The organism is Archangium sp. (genome assembly GCF_045802675.1).
Lineage (GTDB): Bacteria > Myxococcota > Myxococcia > Myxococcales > Myxococcaceae > Archangium.
In genome coordinates this window covers 43,074-60,951 of record NZ_JBJMQO010000093.1, presented here as the reverse complement: position 1 = coordinate 60,951, position 17,878 = coordinate 43,074, and the positions used below count along the sequence as shown (strand labels likewise).

Annotated in this window: 15 protein-coding genes; 12 read left to right on the top strand and 3 right to left on the bottom strand. The window is 69.6% G+C overall.

Going from position 1 to position 17,878, the window contains the following annotated elements; all coding sequences use genetic code 11:
- Positions 1 to 15 precede the first annotated feature (15 nt).
- A complete protein-coding gene (gene nadC / locus ACJ8AN_RS26765; RefSeq protein WP_407758311.1) occupies positions 16 to 858 on the top strand; it encodes a carboxylating nicotinate-nucleotide diphosphorylase in 843 nt (280 codons plus the stop codon).
- 3 nt (positions 859 to 861) lie between these two features.
- Here nadC and ACJ8AN_RS26760 read toward each other — a convergent pair whose 3' ends face one another.
- Positions 862 to 2,487, bottom strand: coding sequence for an alkaline phosphatase family protein (locus ACJ8AN_RS26760; protein WP_407758310.1), 1,626 nt, complete (start codon positions 2,485 to 2,487; stop codon positions 862 to 864).
- Positions 2,488 to 2,584: 97 nt separating this feature from the next.
- On the opposite strand from ACJ8AN_RS26760, the gene ACJ8AN_RS26755 reads away from it, so the two are divergent.
- The 4 genes from ACJ8AN_RS26755 (at position 2,585) to ACJ8AN_RS26740 (ending at position 5,049) form a co-directional block, all read left to right on the top strand.
- Entirely contained in the window at positions 2,585 to 2,986 is a 402-nt protein-coding gene (locus ACJ8AN_RS26755; protein WP_407758309.1) for an acyl-CoA thioesterase, read from the top strand.
- Positions 2,987 to 3,026: 40 nt separating this feature from the next.
- Entirely contained in the window at positions 3,027 to 3,992 is a 966-nt protein-coding gene (gene glpX / locus ACJ8AN_RS26750) for a class II fructose-bisphosphatase (protein WP_407758308.1), read from the top strand.
- A gap of 45 nt (positions 3,993 to 4,037) precedes the next feature.
- A complete protein-coding gene (locus ACJ8AN_RS26745; RefSeq protein ID WP_407758307.1) occupies positions 4,038 to 4,469 on the top strand; it encodes a type II toxin-antitoxin system RatA family toxin in 432 nt (143 codons plus the stop codon).
- 400 nt (positions 4,470 to 4,869) lie between these two features.
- Positions 4,870 to 5,049, top strand: coding sequence for a hypothetical protein (locus ACJ8AN_RS26740; protein WP_407758306.1), 180 nt, complete (start codon positions 4,870 to 4,872; stop codon positions 5,047 to 5,049).
- 96 nt (positions 5,050 to 5,145) lie between these two features.
- On the opposite strand, the gene ACJ8AN_RS26735 is transcribed toward ACJ8AN_RS26740, so the two are convergent.
- Positions 5,146 to 6,210 carry an ADP-ribosylglycohydrolase family protein gene (locus ACJ8AN_RS26735; RefSeq protein ID WP_407758305.1) on the bottom strand — a complete coding sequence of 355 codons (1,065 nt, stop codon included), beginning with the start codon at positions 6,208 to 6,210 and terminating at the stop codon, positions 5,146 to 5,148.
- A 96-nt stretch (positions 6,211 to 6,306) separates the two neighbouring features.
- On the opposite strand from ACJ8AN_RS26735, the gene eno reads away from it, so the two are divergent.
- From eno to ACJ8AN_RS26710, 5 genes are all read left to right on the top strand, one after another.
- Positions 6,307 to 7,602 carry a phosphopyruvate hydratase gene (gene eno / locus ACJ8AN_RS26730; RefSeq protein ID WP_407758304.1) on the top strand — a complete coding sequence of 432 codons (1,296 nt, stop codon included), beginning with the start codon at positions 6,307 to 6,309 and terminating at the stop codon, positions 7,600 to 7,602.
- Between the two features lie 15 nt (positions 7,603 to 7,617).
- Entirely contained in the window at positions 7,618 to 8,412 is a 795-nt protein-coding gene (surE, locus tag ACJ8AN_RS26725; protein ID WP_407758303.1) for a 5'/3'-nucleotidase SurE, read from the top strand.
- 2 nt (positions 8,413 to 8,414) lie between these two features.
- Complete coding sequence (locus tag ACJ8AN_RS26720) at positions 8,415 to 9,308, top strand: peptidoglycan DD-metalloendopeptidase family protein (RefSeq protein ID WP_407758302.1); 894 nt, start codon at positions 8,415 to 8,417, stop codon at positions 9,306 to 9,308.
- A gap of 110 nt (positions 9,309 to 9,418) precedes the next feature.
- Positions 9,419 to 10,462, top strand: a complete 1,044-nt coding sequence (locus ACJ8AN_RS26715) for a hypothetical protein (RefSeq protein WP_407758301.1) — start codon at positions 9,419 to 9,421, stop codon at positions 10,460 to 10,462.
- 18 nt (positions 10,463 to 10,480) lie between these two features.
- Entirely contained in the window at positions 10,481 to 11,617 is a 1,137-nt protein-coding gene (locus tag ACJ8AN_RS26710) for a tetratricopeptide repeat protein (protein ID WP_407758300.1), read from the top strand.
- A gap of 208 nt (positions 11,618 to 11,825) precedes the next feature.
- Here the strand turns inward: ACJ8AN_RS26710 and lexA are convergent, their stop codons facing one another.
- Positions 11,826 to 12,488 (bottom strand): transcriptional repressor LexA, encoded by a 663-nt coding sequence (gene lexA / locus ACJ8AN_RS26705; RefSeq protein ID WP_407758299.1) that lies wholly within the window; start codon positions 12,486 to 12,488, stop codon positions 11,826 to 11,828.
- Positions 12,489 to 12,670: 182 nt separating this feature from the next.
- Here lexA and ACJ8AN_RS26700 point away from each other — a divergent pair, with 182 nt between their 5' ends.
- Together ACJ8AN_RS26700 and ACJ8AN_RS26695 are read left to right on the top strand one after the other, a co-directional pair.
- The gene (locus ACJ8AN_RS26700; protein WP_407758298.1) at positions 12,671 to 16,009 is read left to right on the top strand and encodes a response regulator; all 3,339 of its coding nucleotides are present in this window, start codon (positions 12,671 to 12,673) and stop codon (positions 16,007 to 16,009) included.
- Positions 16,006 to 17,844, top strand: coding sequence for an ATP-binding protein (locus ACJ8AN_RS26695; protein ID WP_407758297.1), 1,839 nt, complete (start codon positions 16,006 to 16,008; stop codon positions 17,842 to 17,844). The genes ACJ8AN_RS26700 and ACJ8AN_RS26695 overlap by 4 nt, the downstream gene beginning before the upstream one ends.
- The last annotated feature ends 34 nt before the right edge of the window (positions 17,845 to 17,878 follow it).

The window sequence follows — 17,878 nt, the reverse complement described above, 5'->3', positions numbered from 1 at the left end:
GGAGACGTCACTCGCATGGATACCTTCGTCGATCGCCTCATCTCGCTCGCCCTCGAGGAAGACCTCGGGGCGGCGGGTGACATCACCACCGATGCCCTCGTCCCCGTGGACGCCCAGGGCTCCGCCGAGCTCATCGCCAAGGAGCGGCTCGTGCTCGCCGGGCTGGACACCTTCGCTCGCGTCTTCGAGCACGTGGACCCCGACTCGCGCGTCGAGCTGCTCGCGCGCGACGGGCAGGAGGTGCAGAACAAGGCCCTCGTCGCCCGGGTGCGCGGCCGCATGCGCGCGCTCCTCACCGCCGAGCGCACCGCCCTCAACATCGTCCAGCGCACCTCGGGCATGGCCACCATGGCCTGGCAGGTCATGTCCGCCGTGCGCGGCACCAAGCTGCGCATCCTCGACACGCGGAAGACCTCCCCCGGCATGCGCTCGCTGTCCAAGCAGGCCGTGAAGGCCGGGGGCGCCTTCAACCACCGCTTCGGCCTCTTCGATGGCGTCCTCATCAAGGACAACCACATCGCGGCCGTGGGTGGCTCCGTGCGCGAGGCCCTCCGCCGCGCCCGCACCAACGCGCCCCAGTTGGTGAAGATCGAGATCGAGGTCACCAACCTCGAGCAGCTCGCCGAGGCGCTCGAGGAGGGCGCGGACGTGGTGATGCTCGACAACATGGACGACGAGCAGATCCGCCGCGCCGTGGAGCTGACGGCGGGCCGCATCCCGCTCGAGGTCTCCGGTGGCATCACCCTGGAGCGCCTGCCCCGGCTGGCGAAGCTCGGGGTGGACTTCGTGTCCATGGGCGCGCTCACGCACTCGGCGCGCGCCATGGACCTGTCCCTGGAGATCGTCCAGGCGCCGTAGCCCTCAGCGGCCGGAGCCGAGGGCCTCGTACCGGGGCTCTCCCTCGGCGGACGCGGGGAGGCTCAATCCCAGCGCCGCCGCCACGGTGGGCGCCACGTCCGTGGTGCTGATCTCCCGCGTGTACGTGCCCGGCTTCACCCCCTTGCCCGCCAGGATGAAGGGCACGAGCTGGTCGTACGCATACGGGGTGCCGTGGTTGGTGCCGGTGGGCTCGGCGCTGATGACGTGGAAGGGCTTCACCACGAAGAGCACGTCCCCGCTGCGCCCCGGGAAGTAGCCGCGCCGCAGGGGCATCACCAGCCCCGCCACGTCCGGCATCGAGTAGAGATCATCCCTCGCCACCGCCAGGGTGATGGCTGGCTGCTTCAACAGCCAGGCCGCCGCGGCCCGCCGCACCGCCGCCCCGTCCACCTTGCCGCCCTCCAGCGTCTTGCCTCCCAGGTACACGTCCAGCTCCTCGACGGTGGCGAGGATGTCTCCGCCGAACTGCGCCCGCAGGGCCTCGGTCAGCCCCTTGGAGAGGACGCCCGGATCCACGCGCTGCGCATCCATTCCCTCGGCGGCCCAGTGCTCGGGCACCGCCGCGCCACCGTGGTCGGCCGAGAGCACCACGAGGAGGTTGTCCCTGCCGCCCGCGGCGCGCTCGGCCGCGGCCACCAGGTCTCCCAGCGCCTTGTCCAGCCGGTACATCGTGTCCTGCATCTCCCACGAGTTGGGGCCGTACTGGTGGAAGACGCGGTCGGTGGCGCTGAAGCTCACCGCGAGCAGGTCCGGCACCTCGTCCTTGCCCAGGCCCTCGCCGTCGATGGCGGCGCGCGCGGCCTTCACCACCAGGTCCAGGGACAGCGGGGAGATGGCGAAGGCGGTGTACGCCTGGGGGCCCGGGGAGGTGAGGCCTCCGGTGAGCGGATGCGGGAAGGTGCGCCCCAGCCCGTAGAGCTCGCCCTCGTAGGGCCGGTCATCCTCGCCCGTGTACGCGGTGCGCGGCAGGAGCGGCTCCCACGTCACCTTGCCGAACCACGCCTCGGGCGGATTGGCGGCGTTGAAGGCCTTCAGCCAGCCGGGCAGCTCCTTCGTGTACCAGGTGCCCGTGACGAACTTCCCCACCGTCTCGTCGTACCAGTAGGCCTGGCCGAGCCTGCCAGCCAATGGAATGGCCGAGCGCGCCTTGCCCGACAGCGCGATGGCCTTGCCCTGCGCCTGCGTGGCCAGCCGCAGCCGGTCCGCCACCGTCTCCGCCATGAGGTTGGCCGGGCTCACGTCCTCGTTGGACAGGGCCGCCTCCAGCACCGGGTGCGTGGGGTCCGGGAAGACGCGCTCGGGCTTGCCCGTGGCCCGGTCGATGATCCGGTTGTCCACGATGCCGTGGCGCCAGGGGTTGGCGCCGGTGGCCAGCGTGGCGTGGCCCGGCGCGGTGCGCGGCTTGGCGTAGCCGTAGCGCGCATACGGGTAGAAGGCCCCCGAGTCGATGAGCTGCCGCAGCCCGCCCTTGAGCCGGGGCTGGGTGCGCAGCAGCAGATCCGAGCCCATGGCGTCCACGGTGATGAAGAGCGTCAACCGGGGCGGCTTCGCCAGGGCGGGCAGGGCCAGGAGCAGCAGCAGGAGGGGGAGGGCGCGGAGGCGGAACATGGCCGCCCATCCTCCATGGCTCGTGCTCAGAAGCAACCAACTCCCGAGCAGCAGTGCTTTCCGGTCGGACACTGCCCTGTTACGGTCGATTCGATCCATGGTCGAGGCACGAATCCGAGTGATCTACGGCGACACGGACCAGATGGGTGTCGTCTATCACGCCAATTACTTCCGCTACTTCGAGCTCTCTCGCATGGAGTACTTCCACGCGCGAGGGGGCAGCTATCGTGAGATGGAGCGCGAAGGGCTGATGCTGCCCATCGTGGAGGCCACCGCCTCCTACAAGTCGCCCGCCCGCTACGAGGACGTGCTGCTGGTGCGCCCCCGCGTGAGCGAGGTCAAACGGGTGTCGCTGGCCTTCACCTACGAGGTCTTCCGCGAGGGGGGCTCGGACACCCCCCTGTGCACCGGGCGGACCGTGCACGCCTGTGTGAGCCGCGAAGGCAGACCCACCCGCCTGCCGGACGCGCTCCTGCGCCTGTTGCAGGACGCTTCCTGAATTCCCACCTCTTCAAACGTTCTTCTCAAGGAGACACTCAATGGATCGCAACCTGGCAATGGAGGTCGTGCGCGTCACCGAGATGGCGGCCATCGCTTCCGCCCGCTTGATGGGCCGCGGCGACAAGAACGAGTCGGACCAGGCCGCCGTGGACGCCATGCGCAAGGCGTTCGACTCGCTGCACATCAACGGCACGGTGGTCATCGGCGAGGGTGAGCGCGACGAGGCCCCCATGCTCTACATCGGCGAGAAGGTGGGCCGCCGCAACCCGGAGGACCCCGAGGTGGACATCGCGTTGGATCCGCTCGAGGGCACCAACCTGTGTGCCTACGGCCGCCCGGGCGGCATCTCCGTGGTGGCCATGGCCGCCAAGGGCAGCCTGCTCAACGCGCCGGACACCTACATGGAGAAGATCGCCGTGGGCCCGCGCGCCAAGGGCGCCATCGACCTGCGCCGCACCCCCACCGAGAACCTCCACGCCATCGCGGAGAAGATGAAGGTCTACGTGGCGGACCTGACGGTCATCATCCTCGACCGGGAGCGGCACGCGGACCTCATCAAGGAGGTGCGGGCCGCGGGCGCGCGCATCCGCCTCATCGATGACGGTGACGTGGCCGGCGGCATCGCCACCTGCTTCGAGGACACCGGCGTGGACGTGCTGATGGGCATTGGCGGCGCGCCCGAGGGCGTCATCGCCGCCGCGGCCATCCGCTCGGTGGGCGGCGACATGCAGGGCCGGCTGGTGCCCCGCAACAACGATGAAATCGCCCGCGCCAGGCGCATGGGTGTCTCCGACATGTCGAAGATCTACACCGCCGAGGAGCTGGCCGGCGGCGAGGTGATGTTCGCCGCCTCCGGCGTCACCACCGGCGACTTCCTGCGCGGCGTGCGCTTCTTCGGCAGCGGCTGCGAGACGCACTCGGTGGTCATGCGCAGCAAGACCGGCACGGTGCGTTTCATCCAGTCTCGCCACCGCTTCGACACGAAGCCGGGTTACAAGTTCTAGCCAACCCCTTCTGGGCAACCCCCCCATCGCGGAGACACGCACACCATGCCTGGCGCCAGTCGCTCCATCGTCGTCAACGCTCCCCCGGAGAAGGTCTTCGACACCATCATCACCTACGACCGCTACCCGGAGTGGCTCCCCGAGGTGAAGAAGATCCGCACCTCGGATCGCAAGGGTAACGAGGTGAAGGTCCACTACGAGGTGGACTTCAAGATCAAGACCATCCGCTACACCATCCTCGTCCGCGAGGAGCGGCCGCAGCGGATGACCTGGTCCTTCGTGGAGGGCGAGGTGATGAAGGACAACAAGGGCAGCTGGGTGCTGGAGCCCGCGGGCGAGGGGCGCACCAAGGTCACCTACAGCGTGGAGGTGGCCGTGGGCCCCCTGGTCCCCAAGTCCATCCTCACCACCCTGGTGGACCAGTCGCTGCCCAACCTCCTGGAGAACTTCAAGCGCCGGGTGGAAACGGCGGCCTGAGGCCCAGGGGCTCCGGCCTCGACGCCGTGCGGCATTCCCCCGGGACGACCGGGGGGCAGGCAGGAGGCCGGGCCAGTCCCGGACAGAACCGTCACTCCGGATGTCCTGGGTCCTCAGACGAGTAGGAGCGCTTGCGGGGATCGCTGGCTCGATTACAATCCAGTCAACGTTCTCGGCGTCCGGTGGTTCGGGTCCGCATCGATTTCTGGACAATTTCCGCCGCGTCCGGTTGTCGGGAGGTAGACGGGCGAGCATGCGAGGTCGCAGGCACGTCCCCAGAAAGGAACCAGGGCCCTTACTTTGCATCTGAAGAACTCAGAAGCCGATAGGGTGGCGGGAAACCAGGAGCGGGACGGCGGGCGTACATCAGGGTACGTAGGCTGAGGGAGAAATCGAACCCATGCTCGACGCCTTCATCATCGAAGAGATCAAGCGCCGGGAGAGGAACCGGGAGGAGCGGGAGCGTCCCGCGCTCGAGATTCCGCTGCCCGTGCCCGAGGAGCGCCCCCGGCGCCGCTCGGAGGCCGAGGACGACGACAAGCCCCAGCGCGGCGTCATCATCATCGACATGCTCGGCTGAACGCCCCTCCGCACCGCTTCCCGAGGCCCGCGGTGGACGTCCCTTCCCGGACGGCTCCACGCGGGCCTCGTGCTTTTGGCGGCCGCCCTCGGCCTTTCAGTCCGGAGCCAGGAGCAGCAGGTGGCGGGGGTGGTAGTGGCTCCAGAGGAGCCCCGCGCTCGGGCCCGGTGACTCCAGCACGCCCTGGCGCCACTCGGACGGAATGGCGTCCTCGCCGTGGAAGGCGCCCAGGAGCGCTCCGGCCACGGCCCCGTTCGCGTCCGCGTCCCCGCCCCGGTTGATGACGTCCACCAGCCCGGCCTCGAGGTCGGGGGCGTGCATCAACTCCCAGAAGGCCAGCCGGAAGGCCACCCGCACATGGTCCTGCTTCCGGTGCATGTGCATGTCCGGCCAGTAGAGCATCGGGTCGCTCTGCCGCGCCGCCGCCAGGTCCTCCTTGAGGAAGGTGGTGGCGATGGAGACCTCCTGGACGTAGTCGCCCGCCGAGCGGCCCAGGAAGGCGCTGGCCAGGGACAGGGCACTCAGGGCGGCGGTGAAGAGGTCCTCCTTCTGCAGCTGCTCGCCGGCGTTGAGGGCGTGCGCGAGGGCGCCGTTCAGGGCGGCGCACGCCAGCTGGCAGCGCGGATCGAAGTGGGTGAGGGCGCAGTCCGCGAGCGAGGCCTGCAGCCGCACCTGGGGGTTGTCGTGGAAGAAGACGCCAATGGGCGCGGTGCGCGCGAGGCTGCCGTTGCCGGCCGCGCGCCGGAGGCTTCGCAGCCAGACGCGCCGCCCGGCTGTCGCCTTGGGCAGGCCGGACTCGAGCACTTCGGTGAGCACCTCCTGGGTGAACTCGCTCACGCCTTCGCCGTGCCCCTGCCAGGCGAGGTAGCGGCGCAGCATGTGGTCCGCGTCGTAGGTGCCCTGCTCGCGCAGCCCCACGCCCAGGCAGCTCGCCATCTGTCCGCTCTCGCCCACCTGGCCCTTGCGCAGCTCGAAGGGGCCGCCGCCCTTGAGCTTGCGGTGGGGGCCGTCCGCGAGCTGGGGGAAGGGGGGCGCGATCAGCGGCCGTGTTTTCAAGGGGACACCCAGCGCGTCGCCCACGGCCAGCCCCAGCAGCGCGCCCCGGCCGCGCAGGCGGGGGTAGAAGTCATCAGCGGGGGCGGAAGGTCGACGCGGCGGCATGGCGGAGGGTGGAGGCTTCGGCGGGTTGACAGTGTAGCAGGAGCACCGTCGAGCAGGCTTGCGAGGGCCAGGAGCGTCCTTTAGAACCGCGCGCCTATGACCGAGATTGCTCAAATCGTGGCGCGTGAAGTGCTCGACTCTCGCGGCAACCCCACCGTGGAGGCCGAGGTGTTCCTGGCAGGCGGGGCCAAGGGCCGTGCGGCGGTGCCGTCCGGGGCCTCCACCGGCGAGCACGAGGCGCTCGAGCTGCGGGACGGCGAGAAGAACCGCTACCTGGGCAAGGGCGTGCGCAAGGCCGTCACGAACATCATGGACACCATCGCCCCCGAGCTGGTGGGCATGGACGCGGCGGACCAGTACGCGGTGGACATGCAGATGCTGGAGATGGACGGCACGCCCACCAAGAGCAAGCTGGGCGCCAACGCCATCCTCGCGGTGTCCATGGCCACGGCGCGCGCGGCGGCGGATGCCTTCGGCCTGCCCTTCTACCGCTACATCGGCGGCGCCCAGGCGCGCACCCTGCCGGTGCCGCAGATGAACATCCTCAACGGCGGCGCCCACGCCGATACCCGCGTGGACGTGCAGGAGTTCATGGTGGTGCCCGCGGGCGCTCCCTCGTTCTCCGAGGGCCTGCGCTGGGGTGCGGAGATCTTCCACGCGCTGAAGAAGATCCTGAAGGGCCGCAAGCTGGCCACCGGCGTGGGCGACGAGGGCGGCTACGCCCCGGACCTGCCGGCCAACGAGGAGGCCCTCAAGCTCATCATGGAGGCCATCTCCGCGGCGGGCTTCAAGGCCGGCGAGCAGATCTTCCTCGCGATGGACGTGGCCGCCAGCGAGTTCTTCGACAAGGGCTCCAAGAAGTACCGCCTCAAGGGCGAGGGCAAGGAGTTCGATGCTGGCGGCATGCTCGACTACTACCAGCAGCTCGTGTCGCGCTACCCCATCGTCTCCATCGAGGACGGCATGGCCGAGGACGATTGGGACGGCTGGAAGCGCCTCACCGACGCGCTGGGGAACAAGCTCCAGCTGGTGGGCGATGATCTCTTCGTCACCAACGTGGAGCGCCTGGGCCGCGGGATTGAAGGCGGCGTGGCCAATTCCATCCTGGTGAAGGTGAATCAGATCGGCAGCCTCACGGAGACGTTCGAGGCGGTGCGCATGGCGCACAAGGCCGGGTACACCTCGGTGATGAGCCACCGCTCGGGCGAGACGGAGGACACCACCATCGCGGACCTGGCCGTGGCGCTCGACTGCGGGCAGATCAAGACGGGCTCGGCGTCGCGCTCGGACCGCATCGCCAAGTACAACCAGCTGCTGCGCATCGAGCAGGAGCTGGGCAGCGGCGCGCGCTACGGTGGCAAGAAGGCAATCAAGGGCCTGCAGGCGAAGTAGGGAAACGAGCGAGACGTGGCCGACAAGAAACCCCGCATCCTGGTCTCCAACGACGACGGCTACTTCTCCGAGGGCCTGCGTGCCCTGGTGGACGCGGTGAGCCCGCTGGGGGAGGTATGGGTGGTGGCGCCGGACCGCGAGCAGAGCGCCACCTCGCACTCCATCTCCCTCAACCGCCCCCTGCGCATCACCGAGGTGCGTGAGCACTGGTACGCCGTGGATGGCACCCCGGCGGACAGCGCTTATCTGGCGATCCACCACCTCATGAAGGATGATCGCCCGCGCATCATGGTGTCCGGGATCAACCACGGGGCCAACCTGGCCGACGACGTCAACTACTCGGGAACGGTGGCGGCCGCCCGCGAGGCGGCGTTCCTGGGCATTCCCTCCATCGCCTTCAGCCTGGTGTCCCGGGCGCCGTTCGACTTCCAGCACGCGGCGCGCTTCGCCCGCTCGCTGGTGGCGGCGGCGCTCGCCCAGCCCCAGCTGCCGGCGCGGATGCTGCTGAGCGTCAACGTTCCCCGGGGCGAGCCCACCGGCTACGCCATCACCCGCCTGGGCCGGCACTCGTACGGCTATGACGTGGTGGAGAAGGAGGATCCGCGCGGTCGCAAGTACTACTGGATCGGCGGCAGCTCCTACGAGCACGAGGACATCCCCGGCAGCGACTGCAACGCCGTGCATCTGGATCGCCGCATCTCGCTGACGCCGCTCCACTTCGAGCTCACCGACGCGCCGGCCATGAAGATGCTGGCGGGTTGGAACCTCGAGGGCTTCCCACGCAGCGACGTGGGCAGCGGGGGAGACTGACGTTGGCGGTGGCGGCACCCAGCCAGGCGCGGCCAGCGTTGCTCGTGCTGCTCGCGCTCCTCGGCACCACCGGCTGCGCGCTGGTGGAGAAGTCCGCCACCCGTCCCATCGCGGCTCCCGTCTCCGGGCCATCCCCCGTGGCGCTCGGAGAGCTGCGCGAGCCCCACCCGGAGCCGGAGCTCGTCTCCGTCCAGCACAAGGTGGCCCCGGGCGAGACGGTGTACCGGATCGCCAAGACCTACGGCATCACCGTGGAGGAACTGTCCGAGGCCAACGGCATCGATGATCCGCGCAGCCTCACCGTGGGGCAGGTGCTCATCATCCCCGGCTTCGAGCAGCCGGTGCCGGTGGCCACCGAGTCGTCTCCTACTCCGGAGCCGGAGGAGGAGCGGCCAGGGCCGGGGACGAAACCTCCCACCCGGACCCCGGCCAAAGCTCCGGCGGTCGTCTCGGCTCCGTCTCGTCCGGCGTCCCGGCCTGGCTCCCCGCCCGCGCGGCCGGTGCCGGAGACGAAGGGGATGCTGGATTGGCCCCTGCGGGGCGTGCTGTACGCGCGCTTCGGAAAGAAGGGGCGCGAGCCCCATGATGGCATCGACCTCGCCGTGCCGGTGGGGACGCCGGTGAAAACAGCCCAGGAAGGGGACGTGCTGTACGCGGGCGAGCAGCGCGGCTACGGGCTCATCGTCATCGTCCAGCACTCGGAGCGGCTCATCACGCTCTACGCCCACAACCGCGACTTGCGCGTGCGCACGGGGCAGAAGGTGCGGCGCGGCCAGGTCATCGCCACCGTGGGCGAGTCCGGCAAGACGAGTGGCCCGCAGCTGCACTTCGAGGTGCGTGTCGACGGCAAGCCCATGGATCCGATCGACTACCTGGGCCCGCTGCCGGCGTCGTGAAGCTCGGACTCCCATGGGGTGCCCGGTGGCAGCCCGAGCGGGCAGGTATGCGTCTCGTGACCGCGCTCTCCGCCCCACGGCCGACCGTCTGGTACTAGAGTGCCGGACCCGTGAGCCGTCGCCTGCCGCTACTCCTCGCCCTTCTGCTCGTCCCGGTTGCCCGGGGGCAGTCGTCCTCCGCGGCCCCGGAGGCCCCAAAGCCCTCGGGCGAGGCGCCTGCCCCGGTTGTCGTCGTCACCCTGCTTCCCCTGGAGGCCAATGAGGAGGCCCGGGAACAGGCCTCGGGCATGACGGCGCTCCTCGTGAGCCGGCTCGCCGAGTCTCCCCGCCTCGCGGTGTCCACCACGTCGGACCAGGACGCCGTGCACGTCGCTGGCGCCTGCGCGGAGGGCCCCTGCAAGGACGCCACGCCGGGCTCCCCCGGCTCCGCCAGGGCCCGCTACGTCATCACCGGCCGGCTCGATGGTTTCGGCTCGCGCTACGTCCTCACCACCAACCTCGTGGACGCGGAGGGCGGACGCGCCTTGAGCCGGCCCCGTCTCGAGGTGTCCGCCCGGGAGGCCCTGCCTCGCGCCGCCGTGGCCATCGCGGATCAGCTCCTCGCCGCTCTCATCCCGGAGCCCTTGGAGCGCGCGCTCCCAGCGGCGCCCGCTGTCGCGACGCGAGCGCCCGGGACGGGTTCGTTCCTCGTGGGCCTGCGGTTCAACAACAGCCTCATCTCCAGCCTCTCCTCGTTCAACCCCGGTGGCGACGTGGAGATCGGCTTCCAGTTCCATCCCGAATGGGTCGTCTTCGGGCAGGTGGGCTTCACCTACGTCACGTCCCAGGAAGAGGGGCGCAAGGGCGGCCTCAGCGTCCTGCCCAGCGTGCTCGGGCTGCGCCACTACCACAACGCCGAGCGCTCCTTCCGTCCCTACTGGGGGCTCGGCCTGGGCGTGCAGCTGTCCTTCGGCGAGTTCGGCATCTTCCAGCAGACCGGCCCGCTTCCCACCGTCATCGGCTTCGTCGGCTGCGAGTACCTCATCGCCGGCCACCTCGGGCTCCAGCTCGAGGCCTCCACCAACCTCGCCCAGGCCACGCTCGGTCTCTCCGACGGCGGCCTCGGCAGTGGTCTCAACCTCGACCTCAACGCCGGCATCGCCTGGCATTTCTGAGCCCGGAGCTCCCCGCACATGCACTCGCGCTGGCGTGTCCTGCCGCTGCTCGTCCTCCTCGCCGCGGGTTGCGAGGAGCGTCCCTCTCCGCCGTCCCCCAAGGAGCAGGCCGAGGGCTACTACCTCAAGGGCAACACCGAGTACCTCCAGGGCAAGTTCGAGGACGCCCTGGCCTCCTTCAACACCATGAAGGAGCTCTCCCCGGAGGATCCCCGCCTGCCCGCGGCCATGGGCGAGGTCTACCTCTCCATGGGCCGTCTCAACGAGGCGTCGGCCCAGTTCGAGCTCGCCCTCAAGCGCGACGCCAAGCGCTCCACCAATTGGAGCCGGCTCGGCTTCATCCATGCCCAGCTCGGCCGGCTCGATGAAGCGCAGAGTGCCTTGAACAAGGCCCTCGCCCTGCATTCCAAGGACTTCAACGCCCTCGAGCAGTTGGGGGAAATCGACGTCAAACGGGGGGAGAAGGACGCCGCGGTGAAGCACTTCGTCCTCGCCGCCGAGGCCAGTCCCGATGCCAGCAAGACACCGCTGCTGCTGCGTGCCGTCGACGTGCTCGCGGGGGACGAGCGCCACGCCGAGGCCCTGCTGCTCCTGAGCGACCAGGCGGGGAAGGGCGTGCGGACGCCCGAGCTGCTCACCGCGCTGGGGGACGAGCAGGTACGGGCCGGCCAGCTCCTCCCCGCCGCAGAGTCCTACCGCGAGGCCGCCAGCCGCTCGCCGAAGGACCCCACGCTGTGGGAGCTCGTCGGGGAGATCTACACCCGGCTGGGGAAACCGGCGGACGCGCTCGCGGCCTACCGCGAGTCGCTGAAGGTGAAGGACCGCGCCGTCGTCCACGTGGCCATGGCGCGGCTCCACCTGGCGAACAACGAGCGTCCGGCCGCCGAGGAGCAGCTGGGGCACGCGCTCGAGACCGTCTCCGGCTCCGACGTACACGAGCTCACCGAGCTGGCCGACCTGCTCTCCACGTTCGGGCGCAAGCCGGATGCCCTGCGCATCCTCTCCAACCTCAGCGCCGAGCCCGACCACGTGAAGGACCTGGACCTACAGTTGCGCACGGCGGCCCTCGCCGCGGAGCTGAAGGACGAGGCGACGGTGACCACGGTGTGCAACCGGATCGCCAGCAGCGGGGTGCAGCTCAAGAAGTGCCCCTGAACCGCGCCCGGTCCAATCCACTGCGCATCGATGCGCAGTGAAAAGGGCAAATCCACTGCGCATCGATGCGCAGTGAAAAGGGCAAATCCACTGCGCATCGATGCGCAGTGAAACGGGGAAAACGCGATGGAGGCAATTCACTCCTCATCGATGAGGAGCGGATCAGACCCAATCCAGTCCTCATCGATGAGGAGTGAAACGGGAAAGACTAGCTCTTCCCGCCCGGCAGCTTGCGGTACACGCCGACCACCTGGCCCAGAATCATCGTCGAGCGGAACTCCGCCTTGCTCACGTAGATGGGCTGCATGGTGGCGTTGGCCGGCTGGAAGCGGATGCGGTCCCCTTCGGGGTAGTACCGCTTCACCGTGGCCTCGTCCTCGATGAGGGCCACGACGATGTCCCCGGTCTGGGCCTGCGGCGTCTTGCGCACGAAGAGGTAGTCCCCGTCGAAGATGCCGTCGTCGATCATCGAGTTGCCCTTCACCCGGAGTGCGAAGACCTCGCGCCCCTGACCGCCCAGCAGGAAGCTGTCGATCCGGACCGAGTCCTCCACGTTCTCCTGGGCGAGCAGGGGAGCGCCCGCCGCCACCTTGCCCAGCAGGGGGATTTCAATCAGCCCCGACTCCTTCTTCACCCCCAGGCCCAGCAGCATCCGGGCCCGCTTGGTGGGAACCAGCGACCGGCTCTGCTGCTCGCCCCGGTTGAGGTACCCCTTGCGCTCCAGTGCCTTGAGGTGATCGTTCACCCCGTTGGTCGAGCGGATATCCATCTCCTCGCCAATCTCGCGGATGGTCGGCGGGAAGCCCCGCGACTCCGTCTCCTTGACGATGAAGGCCAGGATTTCGCGCTGGCGTTCGGTCAGCTCTTCCATGCCTCGCTCCCTCGCCTGGTGGGCTGCCTAACGGCGCAACAGGCTTTCAGTATCCTCATGCTCCCTGAACATACGTATAGAGTCAATTCGTTCTGAGATGAGCACGTACAATCCGTGTGGGTCCTCGAGTTCCGAACGGGTACTGGGGTCGTCCCCCTTCTGCGCGTAGACTTCCGAACACCTTGTCCGAGCCCCGACATACCCTCTTGTTGGTCGACGACGAGCCCGACGTCATCGACCTGCTCGTGCGCATGTTCCACAAGCGCTACCACGTGCTGTCGGCCCACTCGGGGCCCGAGGCACTGGGGCTGCTGCGGCAGCATCGCGTGGACGTGCTCATCACGGATCAGCGCATGCCGGAGATGACGGGCATCGAGCTCGTGGCCGCCGCGCGCTCGGAAGGCATCGACATCACCGCGCTGCTCCTCACCGGCTACACGGATCCCGAGGACATCATCGCGGCCATCAACCAGGGCCAGGTGTACCGCTACATCACCAAGCCCTGGGATTTGAACGATCTGCTCATCACCGTGAAGAACGCGGTGGAGTACACCGTGCTGCGGCGGGACAAGGAGCGGCTGCTGCGCCAGCTCCACCAGCGGGTGGAAGCGCTCGGCGTGCTCTACGAGGTGAGCCGCGCCAGCGCCGGCGAGCCGCTCGGCTACGACGCCATCATCGACCGCGTCCTCACCGCGGTGTCGCGCGTGCTGCCCTATGACTGTGGCGCGGCGCTCATCGCGCTCGGGTGGGACCGCACCGCCACCCTGCGCCTGCGCTGCCAGGGCACCGTCGTGGGCGAGCAGTCGCTGCTGGGCGTCAAGGAGTCCATGCTGACCGCGTGGGGCCAGCGCTCGGGGCTGGTGCTGCCCGAGGACCGCGTCATCACCCACGTCACCGGCACCACGTCCCAGGATGCCGCCGCCCCGGCCTCGTGGGCCAGCCAGCTCACCGTCGCGCTCACCGCCGGGGGCCGCCCGGTGGGCCTGTTGTCGCTCTTCTCCCAGCGCTCCCACGTCTACTCCGACGAGGACGGCGCGCTGCTGGACACGCTCGCCAACCAGACGGCGGACGCCATCCAGTCCCTGCGCGCCTCCGAGGAGGCCTCGCGCCAGCGCATCGACCGCATGGTCGAGTCCATGGCCGACGGCGTCATCCTCACCGACGAGAAGAACGAAATCGTCGTGCTCAACCCCGCCGCGCGCCGTCTGCTGACGCTGGGCGAGGGCCCCACCACCGCGCCGGACGCCAGCAAGCGGCTGCGCGAGAAGCTCGGGTTCGATCCCTTCGAGCTGGTGCGCGGCTGGGAGTACGGCGGCGCCCAGGTGCTGCGCGAGGAGCTGAAGCTCGACGAGCGCACCATCCACACCACCGTCACCCCGGTGAACGACTCGCGCGGGGTGCTGCGCGGGGTGTGCGTGGTGCTGCGCGATGTCACCGAGCAGAAGCAGTTGGAGGAGCGCAAGGACGAGTTCGTCCACATGGTGAGCCACGAGCTGCGCACGCCCCTCACCTCCATCTCCGGCTCGTTGGACCTGGTGCTCAACTTCCTGTCCAACGACATGAACGACAAGCAGCGCCGCTACCTCATGCTGGCGCGCGACTCGACGGAGAAGCTCAACGCCATCGTGGATGACCTGCTGGACCTGGCCAAGTTCGCCAAGGGCCGGCTGCGGATGAACTTCGAGTGGGCCTACGTGGACGAGCTGGTGCGCCGCGCGGTGGAGAAGTACGGCCCGGCCTTCATGGAGCGGCGGATAAAGGTGTCCGCCGGCCTGCCCCAGCACGGGCTGCGCGCGCTGGCCGACCCCAACCGCCTCACCCAGGTGCTCAACAACCTGCTCACCAACGCCGCCAAGTTCACTCCCGAGGGCGGCGAGGTGCGGCTGGAGCTCAAGGCCACCTCGGCGGTGCCCGGCTACGTGGCGCTCACGTGCTGGAACAGCGGCGAGCCCATCGCCGAGGAGAACCTCGAGCGCATCTTCGACCGCTTCGAACAGGCGCGCACCAAGGCGAACCGCACCGTGCGCGGCACCGGGCTGGGCCTGGCCATCTGCCGAAACATCGTGGAAGCCCACGCTGGCTACATCTGGTGCGAGCCCTGCCACGACGGCGTGCGCTTCGTCGTGGTGCTCCCCGTGGAGCCCCCCGCCGAGTACCTGCGGCCGGACGGCCTGGACTTCACCCAGAAGCACAGCCCCGAGCGGCGCGGCGGGCTGGTGCTCGTCGAGGCCGAGTCGGACATCGGCTACATCACCAAGGCCCTGCTGCGCTCGCGCGGCTACGAGGTGCGCCTGGCCCCCAGCGCCGAGGAGGGCCTCACCCAGGCGCGGGCCTTCCACCCGGATGCGCTGCTGGTGGACGCCCGGTTGCCCGTCATCGACGGCCTGCGGCTGGCGGAGATCTTCCGGCATGATCCGGAGACGCGTCAGGCCCCGCTGCTCATCTTCTCCGCCTTCGACGAGCGCCCGCGTGCCTTCCGGGCCGGGGCGGATGCCTTCCTCTCCATGCCGCTGCAGTCCGACCGGCTGCTGGCCACCGTGGACTCGCTGGTGCGCGGGCGCACCGGCCAGCACCACGGGCGCGTGTTGGTGGTGGACGATGACGAGAAGGTCGGTGTCATCTGCCGCGAGGTGCTGGTGAGCCACGGCTACGAGGTGCTGGTGGCCTCCACGCTGGAGGAGGCGCACCGCTCCCTGCGCGAGCGCCGCCCGGACGTGCTGCTGCTGGATGTGCAGCTGCCCGACGGAGACGGCTACCACTTCCTCGAGGAGCTCAAGGCCGAGCGCGCCAGCGGCTACATCTCCGTCATCTTCATCTCCGCCCACTCCGAGACGAGCGCCAAGGTGCGCGCCCTCAAGCTCGGCGCCGACGACTACCTCACCAAGCCCTTCGACGCGCTGGAGCTGGGCGCGCGCGTGGAGACGGTGCTGCGCCGCAAGGAGCAGGAGCTGGGCGCCTCGCCCACCACGCAGCTGCCCGGCTCGGGCGCCATCGAGCGCGAGGTGCAGCGCCGGCTCGCCGAGCGCAAGCCCTTCGCCTTCTGCTACCTCGACCTGGACAACCTCAAGGCCTACAACGACTACTACGGCTTCGCGAAGGCCGATGGCGTCATCCGCCAGACGGGCGACTTGCTGCGCGAGGTGTTCGGCCAGGACGGCCTGCCCGGGGACTTCCTCGGGCACGTGGCGGGGGATGACTTCGTCTTCATCACCGCCCCGGAGAGCGTGGACCGCATCTGCCAGCACGCCATCGAGGCCTTTGATCGCATCATCCCGCTCTACTACGACAAGCAGGACCGGGAGCGCGGCCACATCGAGGCGGACGATCGCTACGGGGAGAAGCGCAAGTTCCCCATCATGAGCGTGTCCGTGGTGGCGGTGATGAGCGATGGCATGTCCAACGACCATGCCGAGCTGGCGCGGCGGGCCGCGGACATGAAGAAGCGCGCCAAGGCCATCCACGGCTCCGTCTACCTGCGCAGTGACAAGGAGCTCGCGGTCATCCGGACGGCCACGGGATGAAGCTCTACCAGCAGCTCGTCCTCTTCATGCTCGCCGCCACGGTGCTCCCCCTGGCCGCGGTGGGTTTCCTGCTGCTGTCGCGGGCCGAGACCGAGCTCACCGGGCGCATCGTCTCCGAGCAGCGCATCCTCGCGGAGTCCACCGCCGAGAGCGTGTCCGGCGAGCTGATGAAGACGGTGGACGCGCTGGCGCGCTCGGCGGAGCTCTTCGACTGGGAGCGCATCACCCCCGAGGAGTTCCAGGGCGCGCTGCAGCTGCTCTACGGGCAGTCCCCCTCGGTCAGCGCGGTGCTGCACCTGGACTCGCGGGGCCTGCCGCGCGGCTCGCCCGTCTTCCAGGCGTCCGGGGAGAGCGAGCACCCGGGGTTCGATCCCTCCACGACGCAGGCGCTCGCCCAGGCCGTGCCGGTGCAGGCGCTGCGCCGCGGCTACAAGGGACAGGCCGCGCTGGGCCGTGTCTACGCGCATGCCCTCAGTGGCCGGGCGGCGGTGGCCGTGGCGGTGAAGCTGGCGGACGGGGAGGACGCGCCCTTCGCGCTCGCCGAGGTCGTCTTCTCCGACCTGGAGGTGCTGCTGGAGCGGCGCGCCGGGGGCAGCCCGGGGCGGATTGATCTGGTGGATGCCTCGGCCGGCCGCGTCCTGGCCAGCTCGCTGCCCGAGCGCCGGTTGCGGCCGTTGGAGTCCGCGGTGGCCACCTGGCTCACCTCGGACGAAGCGCAGGTGCGCAGCTTCCGGGTGGATGCGCCCGCCATGCGGATGAGCGCCGCGCGCGTTCCCAAGGTGCCCGGCTTCGAGGTGGTGGTGGGCGTGGACGAGGCGGTCGCGCTGGCCCCGGTGCGTGCCATGCGCCAGACGGTGCTGCTGTCCATCGGCGCCGCCTTCGCGGTGCTGCTCGCCCTGGGCGCGCTCTACACCGGCCGGCTCAACCGCCGTCTGTCCGCCGTGGTGGCCGGTGCCGAGGCCTTCGGCCGGGGCGAGCTGGAGCGGCGGGTCGAGGTCCAGGGCAACGACGAGCTCAGCGACCTGGCCTCCACCTTCAACCGCATGGGCTCCGAGCTGGAGGCCGCCCGCGCCCGGATGCTGCGCTGGAACGATGACCTCAAGGCCCGGGTGGACGAGGCCACCGCCGAGCTCAAGGCCGCCCAGGCCCAGCTGCTCGAGGCCCAGAAGCTCGCGGCCGTGGGGCAGCTGGGCGCCGGTGTGGCGCATGAAATCAACAACCCCCTGGCCGGCATCCTCGGCAATACGCAGCTGATGATGCTCGAGCGCGACGAGAAGGATCCCGACTTCGACACGCTGCGGAAGATCGAGCTGAGCGCCAAGCGCTGCAAGGAGATCACCCAGAACCTGCTGCGCTTCTCCCAGCAGCGCGCCCAGCCCGAGCTGCGGCCGGTGGACTTCAACCTCGTGCTGCGCGACGCGCTGTCGCTCTCGGAGAATCAAATCCGGGGGGAGGGGATCTCCCTCGCCACCGAGCTGGCCTCCGCGCCGGTCCGCGTGAGGGCGGATCCGGGGCACCTGTCGCAGGTGGTGCTGGCCCTGCTGTCCAACGCGCGCACCGCGATGCTGAAGTCGCGGACGAAGCACCTCCTCCTGCGCACCGGCGAGCGTGACGGGCGCGGCTTCCTCGAGGTGGAGGACACCGGCAAGGGCATCGCTCCCGAGCACCGCCCGCGCGTCTTCGAGCCCTTCTTCACCACCAAGGACGTCTGGTCCAACGTGGGCCTGGGCCTGTCGGTCGCCTGGCGTGTGGTCAGCGAGGCGGGCGGTACCATCGACGTGCGCACGGAAGTGGGGCAGGGCACCTGTTTCACCGTGTGGCTGCCGAAGGCGTGAGGTGCGCGGCCCGCTGAGGTAGTTTGGGGGGCCC